The organism is Olleya sp. Ti.3.14, assembly GCF_038154885.1.
Lineage (GTDB): Bacteria > Bacteroidota > Bacteroidia > Flavobacteriales > Flavobacteriaceae > Olleya.
The window spans coordinates 142962-162390 of record NZ_JBAKAO010000002.1 but is presented as its reverse complement, the minus strand read 5'-3'; the positions used below and the strand labels follow the sequence as shown (position 1 = coordinate 162390).

Sequence of the window (19429 nt, the reverse complement as noted above, 5' to 3'; positions counted from 1 at the left end):
AATCAAATATAGTTTAAGAATGTTTATAATACCAAATTATGGACAACTACAACGTTATAATTGTTAAAATATACGATATTTGTGCAAACAACTACATCTAAACACATGTCTAAAAAAAATCAAACGTTAGGAGAATTTATTATTGAAAACCAAGCTTCGTTTAAATACACATCCGGAGAACTCTCTAGATTAATAAACTCTATACGTCTTGCTGCCAAGGTTGTAAACCATGAAGTTAACAAAGCTGGACTTGTAGATATTATTGGTGCTGCAGGAGATACAAACATACAAGGTGAGGACCAGCAAAAGCTAGATGTCTATGCCAATGATAAATTTATCCAAACCCTTACAAATCGTAATATTGTATGTGGTATTGCAAGTGAAGAAGAAGATGATTTTATTACAATAAATAGTCAAGATGATAACAATCAAAATAAATACATTGTATTAATTGACCCTTTAGATGGCTCTTCTAATATTGATGTTAACGTGTCTGTAGGAACTATTTTTTCAATTTATAGACGTGTTACGCCAGTTGGAACACCTGTAACTATCGAAGATTTTTTACAACCAGGAAACCAACAAGTTGCTGCAGGATATGTGGTTTATGGTACATCTACAATGCTAGTATACACCACTGGTCATGGTGTTAATGGGTTTACATTAAATCCAGCAATCGGTACTTTTTATTTATCACATCCAGATATGCAGTTTCCGGAAAACGGAAACATATACTCTGTAAACGAAGGTAATTATACACACTTCCCACAGGGTGTAAAAAACTATATTAAATACTGTCAAATGGAAGAAGGAGATAGACCTTATACATCTAGGTACATTGGGTCATTGGTTTCTGACTTTCATAGAAACATGATTAAAGGAGGTATTTATATGTATCCTAAAAGCTCAAAAAATGAAGACGGTAAATTAAGATTATTGTATGAATGTAATCCTATGGCTTTTTTAGCAGAACAAGCTAACGGAAAGGCAAGTAATGGTTACAACAGAATTATGGATATTGAGCCAACAGCACTACACCAACGCGTTCCTTTTTTCTGCGGAAGCAAAAACATGGTACTTAAAGCTGAAGAATTCATGCAAAACGCTGATTAATTAACATTGTGTTTATTTTTTTGCTACTTTTGAAACATAAATTATCCTGATGGCAAATACAGACAAAATCAACGAAGACAACATGCAAGCATCTTCTGAAGCAACTTCAAAAATAGATGCGATTAAGCAACTTATTTTTGGTGAAAACATGCAAGCTTACGATAGTGAGTTTGAAACACTAAAAAATGATATCCTTGCTAAGAAAAAAGAATTAGAAGCTTTGATGGACGAAGTTAAGTCTGAGTTACTTCAAAACATTGATAATCTAAGCACTGATATTAATATTAGAATTACAGAGCTAGAAAACAATTTAGAAGATAAAGTTGACGATTTAAACGAGAAAAAAGTGGATCGTAAACTTTTAGGTGAACTATTTACCAAATTAGGCGAAAAAATAAGTCAATAACAAATTGACTTCCGCATGAACCAAGAAGATAAATTAAAAATCCTTAAGGACATCTTGCTTAAAGATGAGCATGAGTACGCCTTGTCAATTGAAGAAAAGCTTAAAAAACTTGAAGATTTAATTAACAAGCAAAATAATTTATCTAAACATATAGACCCTATTCTAGAAGATAAACTAGAAGCGTTTATCAAGGAAATGCCAAAAACATTAGGACCAACAATTACGCAAACGTTACAAGAAGAAATTAAAAACTCTCAGGATGCAGTAGTTGAAGCCTTATACCCAATAATGGGTAAAATGATTAAAAAATATGTACAGAAAGAAATACAAATCCTATCTGAAAACATAAATAAAAGCTTAAACAACACCTTTTCTTGGGCTTCGATAAAAAGAAAATTTAGATCAAAAAAATCAGGAGTATCAGAAGGAGATATGATTATTCACGATCAATTTAAATCTAAGATAGAGCAAATAATGGTTATTGAAAGTGGCTCTGGACTAATTGTATCAGAATACTCAAAAACCCAAGGAATAGACCAAGACACGGTTGCTGGTATGTTAACAGCCATAAAAAGTTTTGCGCAAGATGCCTTTACAACTCAAATTCAAAATTTAGAATATATAGAATATGAAAACTACCACATTCATCTTCAAAATTTTTCTAATTATTATATTGCTGTTGTAATTTCAGGTGCATTTACAGCTACCTTTAGAAGCAAACTTGAAGACAAACTTCTAGACTTTGCACAAAACATAATAAACAAAACAGATTTAGAAAACAGTGATATTTTTAACACTAAACTAAAAGATTACTTTGACAATGAAAATATCTAAAAAAATAGTTTTAATAGGCCACTTTGGTGTTGGTAAATCCTCTTTAATAAGACGATTTGTAGAAAACACATTTACAGAAGACTACAAAGTAACTATTGGTGTACACATTTTAAAAAAAGAAGTATCAATACCAAAAACAGATAAAGATATAACGCTTGTTATTTGGGACTTAGAAGGAAACGATGATATCACAAATACTAGACCATCATACCTTATAGGTACCAATGGTTTTTTATATGTTTTTGACATGACTAGACCTGCAACCTATCAAAACATAGAAGCTGATTTAGATTACATCAAAGACCGCTACCCAAAAACACCAATTAAAGTTATTGGTAACAAAAAAGATTTGGTTACTAACGAGTTTATTAAACAGAACAAAGATGTTTTTGGACGCTTTGTCGATTTTTATACAAGTGCAAAAGCTGGTACTAACGTTGACGATGTTTTTATTAATTTAGCAGAAGCTGTAATTTAACAAGCGAAAAAATAATGCTAGAACAATACAAAAAAGAATATTCGCAATCCACAAATCAATACATAGTTGTAGACTTAGATGGTAAAATATTAGAGTCTGACGATGTTATATTTACTAAGGTCGTTGGAAAAAACATTTCCACAATTCATCCTTTTTTTGAAAGTATACATAGTACACTTCTAGAACCAAACCAAAGACACGTATTTTCTTGTATTCATTTAACAAATCCTGAAAACCAAACTATAATAACAGACATTATTGTAAAAACTTTTGACGGTAAACAACCGCCTTTAGTAGCTGTTTTGGATCTTACTACGCATTATGAAAATTACCAAACAACAGCTCAGGTTAGAAATGAGTCTGTTATAAACTCTCAAATTTTAGAGTTAAAAAACGAATACCTACAAGAAAAAGAAGCCTTTAAAAATGCATTTATTGCAAACTTTAGTCATGAGTTAAGAGACCCTTTAACAGGAATCTTAACGTTTTCTGATATATTAAAAAAGACCAATTTAAATGACGAGCAATTAAATTACTTAAAAGTAATAGACTCGTCATCTACTTACCTAAAACAATTAATAGAAGATATTTTAGACATCTCTAAAATTGAAGCAGGTAAGTTAGACCTTGTTATTAGTCCTTTTGATATTAGACAATTACTAGAAGACATAAAAAGTATTTTTGAAATTAAAGCACAACAAAAAGGATTAGAGTTAATCACTAATTTTAATGATAACCTACCAGAAGTTGTTGGTGGTGACCCTTTAAGATTAAGACAGGTATTAAGCAACCTTCTAGAAAACGCTATAAAATTTACAGAAGAAGGTACCATTACCTTTAATGCGTCTTTAAACCAAATCAGAGCTCAAAAAGCAAGCATACACTTCCAAATAATAGATACAGGAATAGGAATCCCTCAAGACAAAATAGAAGATGTCTTCACAAGTTTTACACAATTAAATAACTCTCAAGCCTACAAAGGTGCAGGATTAGGATTAGCAATTGCCAAGCATTTAGTAAGCTTAACACATAGCAAAATTAGCGTAGACAGTACAGAAGGGGAAGGTAGCACGTTTTCTACCAATATCAATTTTAGCTTAGATAAAAACCATAAAATAAAAACTAAAAAGAAAGACGCTGTAACTTCACCACGATCAAATAAAAAATACAGTATTTTATTAGTTGAAGATTCAGAAATTACTCAATTATCCATACTAAAAATATTAGCCTCTAGAGGTAATTACTTTTTAGACATAGTAACAAAAGGAGAAGACGTTATTCCAAGAATAGAAAACTCTGAGTTTGACCTAATACTTATGGATATAAAATTACCTAATAGTTATGGTGACGAGATTACCAAACTAATTAGAAAAATGCCAGAACGCGAACATAAAAAAATCCCAGTAATAGCGCTAACCGCTCGTGTTATGAAAGACGATTTAAAACGCTATAAAAAAGCAGGAATTAACGATGTTATCCAAAAACCATTTGACGAAAACGCCTTAATTACCAAAATAGAAGAATATTTAAAATAAAAAAAAAGCGAACTTTAAAGTTCGCTTTTTTTTATAGTTATCAAACAGGATTATCTGTTCATCGTTTTAATTTCTTCAGCAAAAGTATCTAAATCAACACCTTCATGCACTAACTCTAAAGCCTTATGCGTAATATATTTAGCATTGCTAGATTTAAAACCTAAACCAACACATAAACGCTCCAATACAGCTGTTTGCTTAGGACCTTCAATATGATCAGCCCAAACCATTCTTGACAAATCATACAGACGCTCTAAACGTTGGTCATAAGATGTTGGAGGGTTAATTGGATGCTCTTTATAATCAATTAATATCTGCTTATACTCGCCTTCACTAATATCTAAATTACGTGCTAAACGATCTAAAAACGCTTTTTCTGACTCACTAATCACACCATCACTCATTGCTACACGTACAATTGCAGCAAAATGATCCTCATTACGCTTTTTAAATCCACTATCGAATAAATCTGAAAATGACATACTTTTTTGTTTAATTTTAGACTACAAATATAGTCAAACCGTACACCTTTTAAAATTAAAAGTTTCTATTTTTTTGGGCGTTTATTTTACACCCTTTAATAGGTGTAAAAAACCAGGCTCTCGTGGCTCGCTCTCTGCGAGGAGCTCAGACAAACCACTCCATCCTTAACGCATCTACCCATGGATATTTCTAAAAAGTTAAATTTTGTAAATCTAAAAGCTAATAATTTATGCATTGCTTATATTTGCACAAACTAAATTTATAGTGAGTAAAACCTTAATCTCGCAAACCTATTTACAGTCTTTGCAATTGCAAAAACTGCAAACTGCTATTGCCCAAACCCAAAGTAAAACACATTTAAAAGGACTTGTAGGCTCATCATTATCCTACGTTGTAGCACAATCTTTTAAACAAACACAGCTACCCTTTTTACTTATTTTTAATGACAAAGAAGAAGCAGCTTTTTACCTAAACGATTTAGAACAACTCATTAACAAAACAGACGTCCTATTTTATCCAGGAAGCTATCGTAGACCCTATCAAATAGAAGAAACTGATAACGCAAACGTACTTCTACGTGCCGAAGTTTTAAACCGTATTAACTCACGTAAAAAACCCGCTATAATAGTTACCTATCCTGACGCACTGTTTGAAAAAGTAGTCACCAGAAAAGAGCTAGAGCGTAATACACTTAAAATAACCGTTAATGATAACCTATCAATAGACTTTGTTAACGAAGTCCTATTTGAGTATAAATTTAAACGTGTTGATTTTGTAACAGAACCTGGAGAGTTTTCAGTACGTGGAGGAATTGTAGATGTGTTTTCATTTAGTCATGACGAACCCTACCGAATCGAGTTTTTTGGAGACGAAGTAGATAGTATCAGGACTTTTGATGTAGAAACACAATTATCTACAGAGCAAATTAAAAAAATTAGTATCATACCAAATGTTGCTAATAAATTAATGGACGAGTCCAGACAAAGTTTTTTAAAATACATTGCTCAAAAAACAGTCGTTTTTGGCAAAAATTTTGACTTAACCTTTGATCGTGTGGACGATTTTTTTGACAAAGCAATTGCTGCTTTTGTTAAATTAAACAAAGACATTAAACACGCAGAACCACTAGAATTATTTTGTAATGCTGCCGAGCTAAAAAAACAACTATTAGATTTTAACATCGTAGAACTTGGTACAGACTCAATTTTTAGTGCAACACAAGTCATACAACATAATACCACACCGCAACCTACATTTAATAAACAGTTTAACTTATTAATAGATAACCTAAATAGTAATCATAATAACGATTACACAAACTATATAGCTTGTGTCAGTGAGCAACAAGCAAAACGTTTTCATGATATATTTGACGATGTTGAACAAGACGTCCATTACCAAACCATTACCCAATCACTGTACCAAGGATTTATAGATCACGACCTTAAAATAGTCGTTTATACAGATCACCAGATTTTTGAACGTTATCATAAATTTCATCTTAAAAATGGATATGCTAAAAAGCAAGCCATAACCTTAAAAGAGCTTACAAACCTTGACATTGGTGATTATGTAACCCACATTGATCATGGAATAGGAAAATTTGGAGGACTTCAAAAAATAGATGTCGAAGGTAAAAAACAAGAAGCTATTAAATTAGTGTATGGAGAACGTGATGTCCTATATCTAAGCATTCACTCATTACACAAAATAACTAAGTTTAATGGTAAAGATGGTAAACCTCCCAAAGTATACAAATTAGGAAGTAAAGCTTGGAAAGTTCTTAAAGAAAAAACTAAATCTAGGGTTAAGCACGTTGCTTTCAACCTAATAAAATTATATGCAAAACGTAAGCTAGAAAAAGGATACCAATACAAACCTGACAGCTATTTACAACACGAGCTAGAGGCTTCTTTTTTATACGAAGACACACCTGATCAAATTACTGCAACTGCAGATATAAAAGCAGACATGGAAAGCGAGCGTCCAATGGACCGTTTAATATGTGGAGATGTTGGTTTTGGTAAAACCGAAGTAGCCATTCGTGCAGCTTTTAAAGCAGTGGATAATGGTAAACAAGTTGCAGTTTTAGTACCAACAACAGTATTAGCCTTTCAACACCATAAAACCTTTACAGAACGTTTAAAAGACTTTCCGGTAACTGTAGATTACGTTAACCGTTTTAGGACTGCAAAACAAAAAAAGGAAACCTTAGAAAAATTAGAAAAAGGTCACGTTGATATCATTATAGGCACGCATCAACTAGCAAGTAAAAATGTTAAGTTTAAAGATCTAGGATTGCTTATTGTTGACGAAGAACAAAAATTTGGTGTTGCTGTAAAAGAAAAATTAAAAACTTTAAAGGATAATGTAGATGTATTAACGTTAACAGCAACTCCAATACCTAGGACGTTGCAATTTAGTTTAATGGCAGCAAGAGATTTATCAGTCATTACTACACCTCCACCTAATCGTTATCCAATAGAAAGTAACGTGATTAGATTTACAGAGGAGTCTATTAGAGATGCTGTAAGCTACGAGATAGAACGTGGTGGACAAATCTTTTTTATTCACAACCGTATAGAAAACATTAAAGAAGTTGCTGGTATGATCCAAAGACTTGTACCTGATGCTAAAATAGGTATTGGTCATGGACAACTTGAAGGTAAAAAACTAGAAAGCTTGATGCTTGGTTTTATGGATGGCGAATTTGACGTGCTTGTCAGTACAACAATTATTGAAAGCGGTTTGGATGTACCAAATGCCAACACCATTTTTATTAACAACGCTAATAATTTTGGATTAAGTGATTTGCATCAAATGCGTGGTCGTGTTGGACGTAGTAATAAAAAAGCATTTTGTTATTTTATAACTCCAGAATACTCTGCAATGACAGACGATGCCAGAAAACGCATACAAGCTTTAGAGCAGTTTACTGAGTTAGGTAGTGGTTTTAATATTGCTATGAAAGACCTTGAAATAAGAGGAGCAGGAGATTTATTAGGAGGTGAACAAAGCGGATTTATAAATGAAATTGGTTTTGACACCTATCAAAAAATACTAAATGAAGCAATTGAAGAACTTAAAGAAAATGAGTTTAAAGAGTTATATGATGAACCTTTAGAAAATAAAGAATACGTTAAAGACATTACTATTGACACAGACATGGAACTTTTATTCCCTGACGACTATGTTAACAATATTGCCGAAAGATTAAGTCTTTACACCCAATTAAACAATTTTAAAACCGAAGCTGAATTAACCGAATTTGAAGCACAACTTATTGATCGTTTTGGAGAGTTACCAACACAGGTTGTGGATTTAATAAATAGCGTACGCATCAAATGGGTAGCTACCAAATTAGGTATTGAAAAAGTAATAATGAAACAAGGAAAGCTAATTTGTTATTTTATTAATGATCAACAAAGCAGTTTTTACCAAAGTCCAAATTTTACAAAATTACTACAGTATGTACAAACACATCCTCAGGCTTGTAAAATGAAAGAAAAACAAACCAGAAATGGCTTACGTTTATTACTTACCTTTGACAATATAAAAACGGTTAAAAAAGCTTTAATTGCCTTACAACCAATATTGGAATAGTTTTTGAAATTATAAAAGAAAATCACAAAAAATGAATAAAAAAATACTGTTTTTATTTGCCATATTACCAATCTTTTTGATGGCTCAAAACACAATTAAAGGAACTTTTACTCCAGCAGATCAATTTAAATTTGCATTTCTATACCAAGTTACTGCAGACACTTCAATTTTTGTAGACAATGCAGATATTGCAGCAGACGGAAGCTTTATTTTTAATCTTAAAAAAACACAAGCTCCTGGCACGTATCGTATTGTTTATGCACAACCACAAGACGAATATAACTTCGATTTTTTGTATAACAACGAGGATATTGAGTTAACCTTTGATTTAGAAAAAGGTCTAGAATTTGTAACTTCCGAAGAAAACAAACTTTGGATTTCTTACAATAATAGCATGTCTATGATTGGACAGAGCCTAAATGCTTTTTATTCTTCTGGAGGTAAAAAAGAAAAAGATTTTAAAAACATAATTGACATCTTAAAAACAACGCAGTCAGAGTTTGAAAAGGCGTCGGAAGGTAAATTAGTGCTTAATTTTATAACTGCCAGCCAACCTTACATTCCTGAAAATTTAATTGACGCCAAAACGTTTACAGAAAATGCTAAAACCAGCTACTTTAAACATATCAATTTTGGAAATCCAGTACTTCAAAATTCAAACTTTTTAATTGAAGCAACATTAAATTATGTATTTAATTTTAGTGATAGCAATGACCAACTTACTTCCTACAAAAATAACATAGACACTGTAGTAAAAGCTATTGGTAACAATCCTAAGATTAAAAAAGTAATGTTAGAAATTTTATGGAATCAATTTGCTTTAGAAGAAGTTGAACCTGTTGCTAACCATATTACGGACACCCACTTATTAGCTTTAGCTAAGGCGGAAAACGACACGCAATTGATAGAAGATTTAACTTATTTTAAAAATGCATCTGTTGGTAATATTGGACAAGATTTTGAAATAGTAATCTATGATGAAGAAGGCGAGGCAACTGTAAAAAACCTATATCAATTAGATGAGTCTAATAATTACCTAATCGTGTTTTGGAGCACAACATGCTCACACTGTTTAGAAGAGATTCCAGAATTACGTAAGTATGTAAAAACTTTAGACAATAAACAATTAAAGGTTATTGCGATTGCTTTAGATGAAGACCGTTACAGATGGAAAGACATGACCTATGACTATCCTGAGTTTTACCATGTTTTTGGTATAGGAAAATGGGATAATGAGATTGGAAACAACTATAACGTAAAATCTACACCAAGTTATTTTGTTTTAGATAGTGATAAAAAAATAATCAAAAAACCATACGATTTTAAAGCGTTTGAAGCTTATTTTAAAACACTAACTCAACCAAAAAAAGAAGAATAGGTAACTAAAAAGTTAAACATCAAGGTACTGATTTTATTAGCACACCTTTTTTATAGCAATCACGACAAATTAAAAATGATAAAAGGCATTTTCTAAATGTTTGATATTAAATTGATTATTCTGTTTGACTATTGCGATAATGTCAAAACGGACTTCAACATCCAATCCATTTACCGTAACATACTCATCCACAGCTTTTACTAAACGTTGGATTTGTTTTGGTTTTACAAAGTCTTGAGGATTTCCAAAAGTATCTGTGGACCTTGTTTTGACTTCAATTATGGCTAAAACATCAGCTTTTTGAGCAATAATATCTACCTCAGCTTTATCAAAACGATAATTTTGTTCTATTATATCGTACTTGTTTTCAATTAAAAAATCTACAGCTAGTTGCTCTCCTTTTTTACCAAGTTCATTATGACTAGCCATTATTCTTCAAAAATTAAAGTCGATTTACTTTTATCTACTTTTAATACTACTTGACGTCCTAAAATTAAAGCTCTGTTATCTTTTTCATGTCCTGCAGGCATATTAAACGCAATAGGAAAATTATAATCAGACAACGCATCCAAAATTAATTGCTCAATTGAAGTTCCCCATAATGTTGTGTTTTTTCGCATTCTGCTCATGTCACCAACGATAACACCTTTACAATTATCAAAATAACCAGCACGTTTTAAACTTTGTAACATACGATCTATATGATACTTGTACTCTCCTATTTCTTCAATAAATAAAATTTTACCATCCGTATCTATACTATCTTTAGAGCCTAACATAGTGTGTAAAATTGTTAGGTTTCCACCTACTAAAACACCATTAGCATCTCCAGATTTATTATATTTTGATCCCTTTAAAGCATAACGTAAAGGTTGTCCAAAAAGCGTATTTTTAAAAGTTGCAATACTATCTGCAATGTCCTCTAAATTTTCAGGTAAACTTACTCCCATTATTGCATGTAGTGATTGCACTCCTAAATTATGTATTTGGTTATGTAACGCTGTAATATCACTGTAACCAATAATCCATTTAGGCTGCTTTAAAAATTTGGTATAATCTAAGCTATCCAAAATCCTAACGGTTCCGTAACCACCACGAGCAGACCATATAGCCTTAATTTTAGGATCGTCTAAGGCCATCTGAAAGTCTTCGCAACGCTCTTGATCTGTACCTGCAAAGTGGTTTGCCTGATTAAAAACATGCTTACCAATAACGACATGTAACTTCCAACTTTCTAAAAGCTGCTTCGCACGATTTACTTCATCAAATCTATTTTTCAAAACACCAGAAGGCGCAACAATAGCAACAGTATCTCCTGCTTTTAAATATGGTGGCTGTATCAATTTAGTTTCGGTTTTATTTTGCGCAAATCCTGTTGTATTTCCTAAGAAAAAAACAGCACAACACACTAACAATAATAATCTCTTTTTTGACATAATGTAAAATTACATTTTTTTTCTAAATGGCTATCAAATTACGTATTTTTACACCTTCAAAAGATAACAAAGATGTCAAAAAGATATACAATTACTGCAGCATTACCTTATACTAATGGACCAATACATATTGGACATTTAGCAGGTGTTTATGTTCCAGCAGATATTTACGCTAGATATAAAAGACTAACTGGTAACGATGTAGCCTTTATTTGCGGTAGTGATGAGCATGGTGTGCCAATTACTATTAAAGCAAAAAAGGAAGGGGTTACACCTCAGGAAATTGTAGATCGCTATCATAAAATAATTAAAGATTCTTTTGAAGAATTTGGAATTACGTTTGATAACTACTCACGTACTTCAGCAAAAATTCACCACGATACTGCTTCTGAGTTTTTTAAAACTTTATACGATAAAAATGAATTTGTTGAAGAAGTGTCAGAACAACTATATGATGCAGAAGCTAACCAATTTTTAGCAGACCGTTTTGTAATTGGTACGTGTCCAAAATGTGGTAACGAAGAAAGTTATGGTGACCAATGCGAAAAATGTGGAACGTCACATAATGCAACAGATTTAATTAATCCTAAATCGGCAATAACTGGTAATGTTCCCACTTTAAAAGAAACAAAACATTGGTTTTTACCTTTAAATAAACACGAAGCTTTTTTACGTAAATGGATATTGGAAGGTCACAAAAAAGACTGGAAACCTAACGTTTATGGTCAAGTTAAATCTTGGATTGATGATGGATTAAGACCTCGTGCTGTAACTAGAGATTTAGATTGGGGAATTCCGGTTCCTGTTCCTGGAGGAGAAGGCAAAGTGCTTTACGTATGGTTTGATGCACCAATTGGTTACATATCATCAACCAAAGAATGGGCAGCAAGAGAAGGTAAAGATTGGGAACCATACTGGAAGGATGAAGACACTAAATTAGTACACTTTATTGGTAAGGATAATATAGTATTTCATTGTATAATATTTCCTGCTATGCTTAAAGCAGAAGGCAGCTATATTTTGCCTGATAATGTTCCAGCTAACGAGTTTTTAAACTTAGAAGGCAACAAACTATCGACTTCTAAAAATTGGGCTGTTTGGTTGCCAGATTATTTACAAGATTTTCCTAACCAACAGGATGTGTTACGTTATGCTTTAACTGCTAATGCGCCAGAAACTAAAGACAATGATTTTACTTGGAAAGATTTTCAGGCAAGAAACAATAACGAGCTAGTAGCAATCTTTGGAAACTTTATTAATCGCGTTGTAGTTTTAACTAATAAGTACTACGAAGGTGTTGTACCGACACCATCTGATTTTTCTGCTATAGACGAAGAAACTTTAGCTACTGTCAAAGCATATCCTGCAGTTATTGAAAGCTCTTTAGAGCGTTACCGCTTTAGAGAAGCTGGTCAGGAGTTAATGAACCTAGCAAGACTTGGAAACAAATATTTAGCAGATGAAGAACCTTGGAAACTAGTTAAAACAGATGAAGCTAGAACCAAAACAATTATGTTTGTCGCATTGCAAATAGCAAGCGCTTTAGCAACATTATCAGAACCGTTTTTACCATTTACTTCTACCAAATTAAAAAACATTCTTAATACAACAGAAAACTCTTGGAACGATATATCGACTAAAGACACATTACTTCCTGCTTTGCACCAAATAGGTAAAGGTGAATTGTTATTTAGTAAAATAGAAGACGAAACAATCCAAAAGCAAATAGATAAGCTAGAAGCAAGTAAAAAAGCTAATGAAGCTGCTAATAAAGTAGTAGAGCCTCAAAAAGATGAAATCACTTTTGATGATTTTACTAAGTTAGATATACGTGTTGGAACCATTTTAGAAGCTACAAAAATGCCTAAAGCTAAAAAACTTTTAATCTTAAAAGTGGATACAGGTATTGATATACGCACAATAGTCTCTGGAATAGCAGAAAGCTTTACTGCAGAAGAAGTTGTTGGTAAAAAAGTGACTGTTTTAGTTAATTTAGCACCAAGAGCATTACGTGGTGTAGAGAGTCAAGGTATGATTTTAATGACAGAAAATGCGGAAGGCAAATTAGTATTTGTAAATCCCGATGATGCTAATGTTAGTAATGGATTACATATTAGTTAACCAAAATTATTATTGTAAAAAAAGTTTATGAAGTACGCCTTAATACTATTTACATTTGTTTTTAGCACCTTAACTTCTGCTCAAGAAGAATGGGTTGGATTTAATATTGAAGAAGAAACAAAACAACTGTACCCTAAGGACGTTATTCCTGTTGTTAATGAAGACAATAACCAAATCGCCATGTTTTTCACAAACAGAAAGGTGATTTTTGGAAATCTTCATGATCAAAATAAACAATTAATCGGCTCAATAAATAATGTAATCATTCCTAAAAAGGGTAAGATTTTAATTGGTGCAATATATGACCTAGAGACTTATACGCTGTTTTTTAGTAATAATAACAAATCTCATTTTAGTTCGGTTTCGTTAAGTTTTAAAACAGGAAATTTTAAAATAACAGAAGACTTAAACATTGAATTTAAAAAAGAAAAAATAGTCGAATATCTAGTCTTAAAAAATAAGCTTCATATTTTATCTGTTAGTAGGAAAGAAGATGTTTTAATATCTAGAACATTAACTGATAAGGGTCTTATTAAGACAACCAATTACGATTTATCATCGCAAGCAATAGTTAATAACATTGACAGAGATTACCCATTATATCCTTTGCTATTTGGTAATCCGAACTACGCAGCTATTGAGGTTGTTAATAGTAATGTTCCCAACAGTTTAGAGCAAACTAATGCGTTTACAAAATTATATGTAGACAATAATAAACTTACAATTACCAATAATCTTTTTAACAAGTATACTTACGTTATTAGTTTAGATCTAGAAAGTGACTCTTATAGCTTTAATAGCATTATCAATACAGGTTATACTAATAATCATCATGGCGCAAATTCTAATTCCTTTATTCATAAAGATAAACTGTTAACCATTTATTCTACATTAGATCACTTAAGTTTTAGTGCTTATAATTTAGATGATTTTGGATTAATAAAAACGTTTAATATTAACGCCAAAGAAGAAATCACGTTTAAAAACACACCAATAATTCAGGAAGGTGGTGCATTTGATGATTACAGAGAACTAGAAAAAACCTCTAAATTTTTAAGAAAAATAACACAGTCTAAAATAGGTATTACTGCTTATTCAAAAAATGAAGACTTAATTATAACATTAGGAGCTAGTGTAGAAATAGATAGAGGAGGTTTTGCAATGGTCAATTTTGGCGCTTTTGGTGTAATTGCATATGGTCTAATATTAGACAGCTTTAATAGCTACACTCGAACAAAATCTACTAGAATAAGCTGTTTATTTGACAACGATTTAAATCACAAAACAGGTGACATTCCGTTAAACGAATTTGATCAAATCAAAAACTTTCAAGACGCTAATAGAACGTACAATAATGCACATTTGCAAACCTTATTTAAGTATCAATCTAGCTACTTTTTAGGAAACTATAATAAAAGGACTGGAGAATATACGCTTACTAAATTTGACAATTAATTCTTCTAATCGCAAGCATACACCTTCTCTACCTTAGCAATTACAATTTTAAAAATGGTAATTATATAACCTAAGATAATAATCTTGTAATACAACATTAACATTAGTGTTGCACCTTTGTATAAAATAAATTAAACAATCATGAAGCAAATAATAACCGTTTTGTTTTTAAGTCTACTATTTAGCTGTGGATCTTCAAAAACAGTAAGACAATCAGAAAAAACCATTAAAGGTCAATGGGTTTTAAACACCATTAATTACAATCAATCAGGCACTTATAATGTATCATTATTAAATGACACATCTAAGGAATGTTTTGAGCAAAGTACTTGGCAGTTTATACCAAATAATAATACAGGTATTTATACCATAAACACTCCAAATTGTAATACAGGAGAAAGAAACTTTAACTTTACTATTCAGGAGGTAGACGAAACTACAGGGTTATACAACTTCTTATTAAAGCCAACCGATGCTAAAGGGAAAAGTGAAACCAATCAAGGGTTTAGATTAAAATTAGCCCAATTATCAGAAACTAACATGAGATGGGAACAAACCCTTACAGTTGATGGTAAACCATTTACAATTAACATGAACTTTTCTAAATTATAAAAACTATGAAATCTATATTAAAAAAAATATCAATAAGTGCATTAACAGTTGCTATGGCTTTTAGCTTTACTAATTGTAGCAGTGTAAAAAATGCAAATAATAAACAAAAAGGTGGTGTCATTGGTGCTACTGGAGGAGCCATTTTAGGAGCCATAATTGGTAACAATGTTGGCAAAGGTGGTAACGGAGAATTAGGTGCTGTTATTGGTGGAGTTGTTGGTGGTGGAGCCGGAATCCTTATTGGAAACAAAATGGATAAACAAGCACAAAAAATTGAGGAAGAAATTCCAGGAGCAACAGTGGAGCGTGTAGACGAAGGTATTGTTGTAACATTTGACGAAAATAGTGGTGTGTATTTTGACACAGCAAAATATAATGTTAATGGTGCGTCGCAAGAGACACTTAACAAACTTGTAGCTGTATTTAAAGAGTATCCTGATACTAACATCTTAGTTGTTGGTCATACAGATAGTGTTGGTAGTGAAGAAAACAACTTGACACTATCCAAAAACAGAGCGTATGCTGTAACCAACTACCTTACAAATCAAGGATTAAGCAGCAGCAGATTTACTACTAATTGGTTTGGAGAAACACAACCAACTAACGATAATACCACTGCAGAAGGTAGAGCAAAAAACAGACGTGTAAACGTAGCCATTTTACCAAACGAAAAAATGATTAATGATGCTAAAATGCAATCTGGAGAAAACTAGAATTCTTTAGGATTTTACTCGGAAAATTAATCAGAGTTAAATATATTACAAGACCTTATTTACTAAAAAAATAAGGTCTTTTTTTATGCTTTTAAACTATATAATTTCCAAAACAAAACTTCCTGAAACATCGGTAAAAAACACCATTGATTTACTAAATCAAGACGCAACTATTCCTTTTATATCCAGATATAGAAAAGAAGCAACAGGTAATTTGGATGAAGTTCAAATTGGAGATATCGTTAAATTTAAAGATGAATTTGAAGCTTTAGACAAACGAAAAACAGCAATATTAAAAGCACTTGAAGAGCAAGGTGTTTTAACTGATCCTTTACAAGTCAAGGTCAAAGCTTGTAATGACTTAACAACGCTTGAAGATTTATACTTACCGTTTAAAAAAAGCAGAAAAACTAAGGCAGAAACTGCAAGAAAAAATGGATTAGAACCTTTAGCTAAAGTTATCATGTCTCAAAATGCAAACGATGTGGAATCTATCGCATTTAAATACGTGAAAGGAGACGTCAAAACGATTGATGATGCTTTGGAAGGTGCAAGACATATTATTGCAGAGTGGATTAACGAGCGAACAGATATTCGTAATAATTTACGTAACCAATTGGAGCGTCATGCTATGATTTCCACGAAAGTGGTAAAAACGAAAAAAGAGGACGAAAATGCTCAAAAATTTAGAGACTACTTTGAATGGGAAGAGGCATTAAGTCGCATCCCTTCGCACAGATTATTAGCCATTTTAAGAGCTGAAAAAGAAGGGTTTATTCGAGTAAAAATTGAAATAGATAAAATAAAGGCGTTAGAAAATATTGATAGACGAATTATTAAAAGCGAAAATGCCTGCGCAGATCAGATTGAGCTAGCCATTAGCGACGCTTACAAACGACTATTATTCCCGTCTTTAAGCAATGAAGCGTTACAAAAAGCGAAAGAGAAGGCGGATGAATCTGCTATTTCGGTATTTGCAAAAAACTTAAAACAACTATTATTGGGTTCGCCTTTAGGCGAAAAACGAGTATTAGCGATTGATCCAGGTTTTAGATCAGGCTGTAAAATAGTCTGCTTAGATGCACAAGGGGTTTTATTACATAACGAAAACATATATCCGCATCCTCCAAAAAGTGATAGCATTGGTGCCATAAAAAAGCTATCCACTTTAACGGAAGCTTACAACATTGAAGCTATTGCTATTGGTAATGGAACAGCATCCAGAGAAACGGAAGCGTTAGTTAAAAAAATAAAATTTAAAAATGACATACAAGTCTTTGTGGTTAGCGAAGCTGGAGCGAGTATTTACTCTGCTTCAAAAATTGCAAGAGACGAGTTTCCAAACTACGATGTCACTGTTAGAGGAAGTGTCTCCATTGGACGACGCCTGCAAGACCCTTTAGCAGAATTAGTGAAAATTGACGCTAAGTCTATTGGTGTTGGACAATACCAACATGATGTGGATCAAAGCAAACTACAGAAAGAACTAGATGTTGTGGTAGAAAACTGCGTAAATAGTGTTGGTGTAAACATCAATACTGCCAGTACATCTTTACTAAGCTATGTCTCTGGTATTGGTCCAAAGTTAGCCGAAAACATCTTTAACTACAGAAATGAGCACGGTGTTTTTACTAGCCGAAATGCGATAAAAAAAGTACCCCGTTTAGGCGGAAAAGCGTTTGAACAAGGCGCTGCTTTTTTAAGAATTAGAGAGGCCAAAAATCCGTTAGACGACTCGGCAGTGCATCCTGAAAGTTATAATATAGTCGAAAAAATGGCCAAAGATTTAAAGGTCACTTTAAATGATTTGATTAGCAATCAAGAGTTACTTAAAAAAATAGATTTAAAAAAATATTGTACTGATACTGTTGGTTTATTAACCTTAGAAGATATTATTAAAGAACTTGAAAAGCCAGGATTAGACATTAGAGAAGAGGCTAAAGTATTTACTTTTAATCAAAACATTAAAACAATAACCGATTTAGTTGCTGGACAACTATTACCAGGAATAGTCAATAACATTACTAATTTTGGGTGTTTTGTAGATGTCGGAATTAAAGAAAGTGGTTTAATACATGTCTCTAACCTATCCGACAGTTTTGTAAAAGATGTTAATGAGCATGTCCATTTACACCAACAAGTAATTGTTAAAGTTTTAGAAGTAGATGTGCCGCGTAAACGCATACAGTTAAAACTACATAAATAAAAAAAGCGTCAATCTAGCTTATAGATTGATGCTTTTAATAAGACTAATTTAATACGTTAAGATGCCATTTTAGCATTGACTGTAACCTTTAAGTTATTATCAATAATGTCTTTCCAGTTTTCTATTCTTCGTGCTTCATAATCTTCTGTAAAGGCTTCATCTGTATCAAAAAAGCTAATAACTACAGCTTCTTTGTTAGCTGTATAAAACCAGATTTTTAAATCTAAATGCTTTAATCTTGTTACTTTATCTATGTCTTTTTTATAATCGGAAATGACTTCGCATGACTTGATTTCGGATAGCTCAAAATTATACACTTGGTTTTCGTCTGGCTTAAAAGCGACATAGGATAGTACTTTTTTATCTTCGGTTAAACCGATAAATTTATTGTTCCAAACCTCTTTTAGATTGTACTTAAACCCATTAGATTTTAGTAGATTTTCTGCTTTATGCTTTGTTTTTGTAGTGTTATTTAAACCTTTAAAGATGAATATAAAAAAAGGTACGAATACGCTTAATGTTACTAGTATAGCTAGTAGTGTGAATGAAATTTTCATTGTTTTAATATTTTGATTTAATATATAATAAATCAACACTAAATCTTTACGTAAAAGACTAGCGTTGCAATAGTTAATAAAAACGAATTGCGTTTACGTAAACCAATGAAAAGGGTAAATAATTTGTGTTTTAGACAGTCCAACATCAATAGACTTGCTAGTTTTTTGATACACCAAGAAATTTTCTTGCTGCTCTTTACTAACTGCATTTACAACAGCAAATTGCTTAAAAAATGTAATGTTGTCTTCTGGCTGTACGTTAACTGTAAGATCAATTTGAGAATCAACAATTATACCTTGAGAGTGTAAGGCTGCACTAGACTGTACTGTGTGTTGTGGAAAAGTATTTTGCACGACCGCAGCGACCTCAACCTCAGAAGTGAAGCAGGTAGACAACCCAATTAAAAGAGAAATAACTAAAAAGTTAAGTCTTGCCATGTTATACTTTAATTTGAAGCACAAAGGTATATGATAAGTTGTTAAGAAGATACTAAATTAT

16 protein-coding genes and 1 pseudogene are annotated in these 19429 nt (G+C 32.1%); 12 read left to right on the top strand and 5 right to left on the bottom strand.

Features of this window, described 5'->3' with window-relative positions:
- The first annotated feature begins 105 nt into the window (after nucleotides 1-105).
- Genes fbp through V6251_RS04935 form a run of 5 tightly spaced genes read left to right on the top strand, consistent with a single transcriptional unit; the run spans nucleotide 106 to nucleotide 4366 of the window.
- Nucleotides 106-1113, top strand: coding sequence for a class 1 fructose-bisphosphatase (fbp, locus tag V6251_RS04955; RefSeq protein WP_145005771.1), 1008 nt, complete (start codon nucleotides 106-108; stop codon nucleotides 1111-1113).
- A 49-nt stretch (nucleotides 1114-1162) separates the two neighbouring features.
- Nucleotides 1163-1519, top strand: coding sequence for a fructose 1,6-bisphosphatase (locus V6251_RS04950; protein ID WP_341587277.1), 357 nt, complete (start codon nucleotides 1163-1165; stop codon nucleotides 1517-1519).
- 15 nt (nucleotides 1520-1534) lie between these two features.
- The gene (locus V6251_RS04945) at nucleotides 1535-2353 is read left to right on the top strand and encodes a cell envelope biogenesis protein OmpA (RefSeq protein WP_292943391.1); all 819 of its coding nucleotides are present in this window, start codon (nucleotides 1535-1537) and stop codon (nucleotides 2351-2353) included.
- On the top strand, nucleotides 2340-2831 hold the full coding sequence (locus V6251_RS04940; protein WP_341587276.1) for a Rab family GTPase: 492 nt from the start codon (nucleotides 2340-2342) through the stop codon (nucleotides 2829-2831). The genes V6251_RS04945 and V6251_RS04940 overlap by 14 nt, the downstream gene beginning before the upstream one ends.
- A gap of 14 nt (nucleotides 2832-2845) precedes the next feature.
- Nucleotides 2846-4366: an ATP-binding protein gene (locus tag V6251_RS04935; RefSeq protein ID WP_341587275.1), complete on the top strand. Its 1521-nt coding sequence runs from the start codon at nucleotides 2846-2848 to the stop codon at nucleotides 4364-4366.
- A gap of 50 nt (nucleotides 4367-4416) precedes the next feature.
- On the opposite strand, the gene V6251_RS04930 is transcribed toward V6251_RS04935, so the two are convergent.
- Complete coding sequence (locus V6251_RS04930) at nucleotides 4417-4848, bottom strand: tellurite resistance TerB family protein (protein WP_145005756.1); 432 nt, start codon at nucleotides 4846-4848, stop codon at nucleotides 4417-4419.
- A 265-nt stretch (nucleotides 4849-5113) separates the two neighbouring features.
- Between V6251_RS04930 and mfd the strand changes: the two genes are divergently transcribed.
- Nucleotides 5114-8452 carry a transcription-repair coupling factor gene (gene mfd, locus V6251_RS04925; protein ID WP_341587274.1) on the top strand — a complete coding sequence of 1113 codons (3339 nt, stop codon included), beginning with the start codon at nucleotides 5114-5116 and terminating at the stop codon, nucleotides 8450-8452.
- Nucleotides 8453-8483: 31 nt separating this feature from the next.
- Nucleotides 8484-9830 (top strand): TlpA disulfide reductase family protein, encoded by a 1347-nt coding sequence (locus V6251_RS04920; RefSeq protein WP_341587273.1) that lies wholly within the window; start codon nucleotides 8484-8486, stop codon nucleotides 9828-9830.
- Between the two features lie 69 nt (nucleotides 9831-9899).
- Here the strand turns inward: V6251_RS04920 and V6251_RS04915 are convergent, their stop codons facing one another.
- Nucleotides 9900-10259 carry a YraN family protein gene (locus V6251_RS04915; protein WP_339808049.1) on the bottom strand — a complete coding sequence of 120 codons (360 nt, stop codon included), beginning with the start codon at nucleotides 10257-10259 and terminating at the stop codon, nucleotides 9900-9902.
- Nucleotides 10259-11266: a S66 peptidase family protein gene (locus tag V6251_RS04910; RefSeq protein ID WP_341587272.1), complete on the bottom strand. Its 1008-nt coding sequence runs from the start codon at nucleotides 11264-11266 to the stop codon at nucleotides 10259-10261. Before V6251_RS04910 ends, V6251_RS04915 begins: the two co-directional genes overlap by 1 nt.
- A gap of 27 nt (nucleotides 11267-11293) precedes the next feature.
- Between V6251_RS04910 and metG the strand changes: the two are divergent.
- The 5 genes and pseudogenes from metG to V6251_RS04885 form a co-directional block, all read left to right on the top strand.
- A pseudogene (metG, locus tag V6251_RS04905) lies at nucleotides 11294-13387 on the top strand (methionine--tRNA ligase); the annotation flags it as partial.
- Between the two features lie 27 nt (nucleotides 13388-13414).
- The gene (locus V6251_RS04900; RefSeq protein WP_341587271.1) at nucleotides 13415-14842 is read left to right on the top strand and encodes a hypothetical protein; all 1428 of its coding nucleotides are present in this window, start codon (nucleotides 13415-13417) and stop codon (nucleotides 14840-14842) included.
- Nucleotides 14843-14983: 141 nt separating this feature from the next.
- Nucleotides 14984-15454, top strand: a complete 471-nt coding sequence (locus V6251_RS04895) for a lipocalin family protein (protein WP_292943365.1) — start codon at nucleotides 14984-14986, stop codon at nucleotides 15452-15454.
- A gap of 5 nt (nucleotides 15455-15459) precedes the next feature.
- Entirely contained in the window at nucleotides 15460-16167 is a 708-nt protein-coding gene (locus tag V6251_RS04890; RefSeq protein WP_341587270.1) for an OmpA family protein, read from the top strand.
- Between the two features lie 85 nt (nucleotides 16168-16252).
- Nucleotides 16253-18373 (top strand): Tex family protein, encoded by a 2121-nt coding sequence (locus V6251_RS04885; RefSeq protein ID WP_341587269.1) that lies wholly within the window; start codon nucleotides 16253-16255, stop codon nucleotides 18371-18373.
- 56 nt (nucleotides 18374-18429) lie between these two features.
- Here the strand turns inward: V6251_RS04885 and V6251_RS04880 are convergent, their stop codons facing one another.
- Nucleotides 18430-18930 carry a hypothetical protein gene (locus tag V6251_RS04880; RefSeq protein WP_341587268.1) on the bottom strand — a complete coding sequence of 167 codons (501 nt, stop codon included), beginning with the start codon at nucleotides 18928-18930 and terminating at the stop codon, nucleotides 18430-18432.
- Between the two features lie 93 nt (nucleotides 18931-19023).
- Nucleotides 19024-19368: a hypothetical protein gene (locus tag V6251_RS04875; RefSeq protein WP_341587267.1), complete on the bottom strand. Its 345-nt coding sequence runs from the start codon at nucleotides 19366-19368 to the stop codon at nucleotides 19024-19026.
- Nucleotides 19369-19429 lie beyond the last annotated feature (61 nt).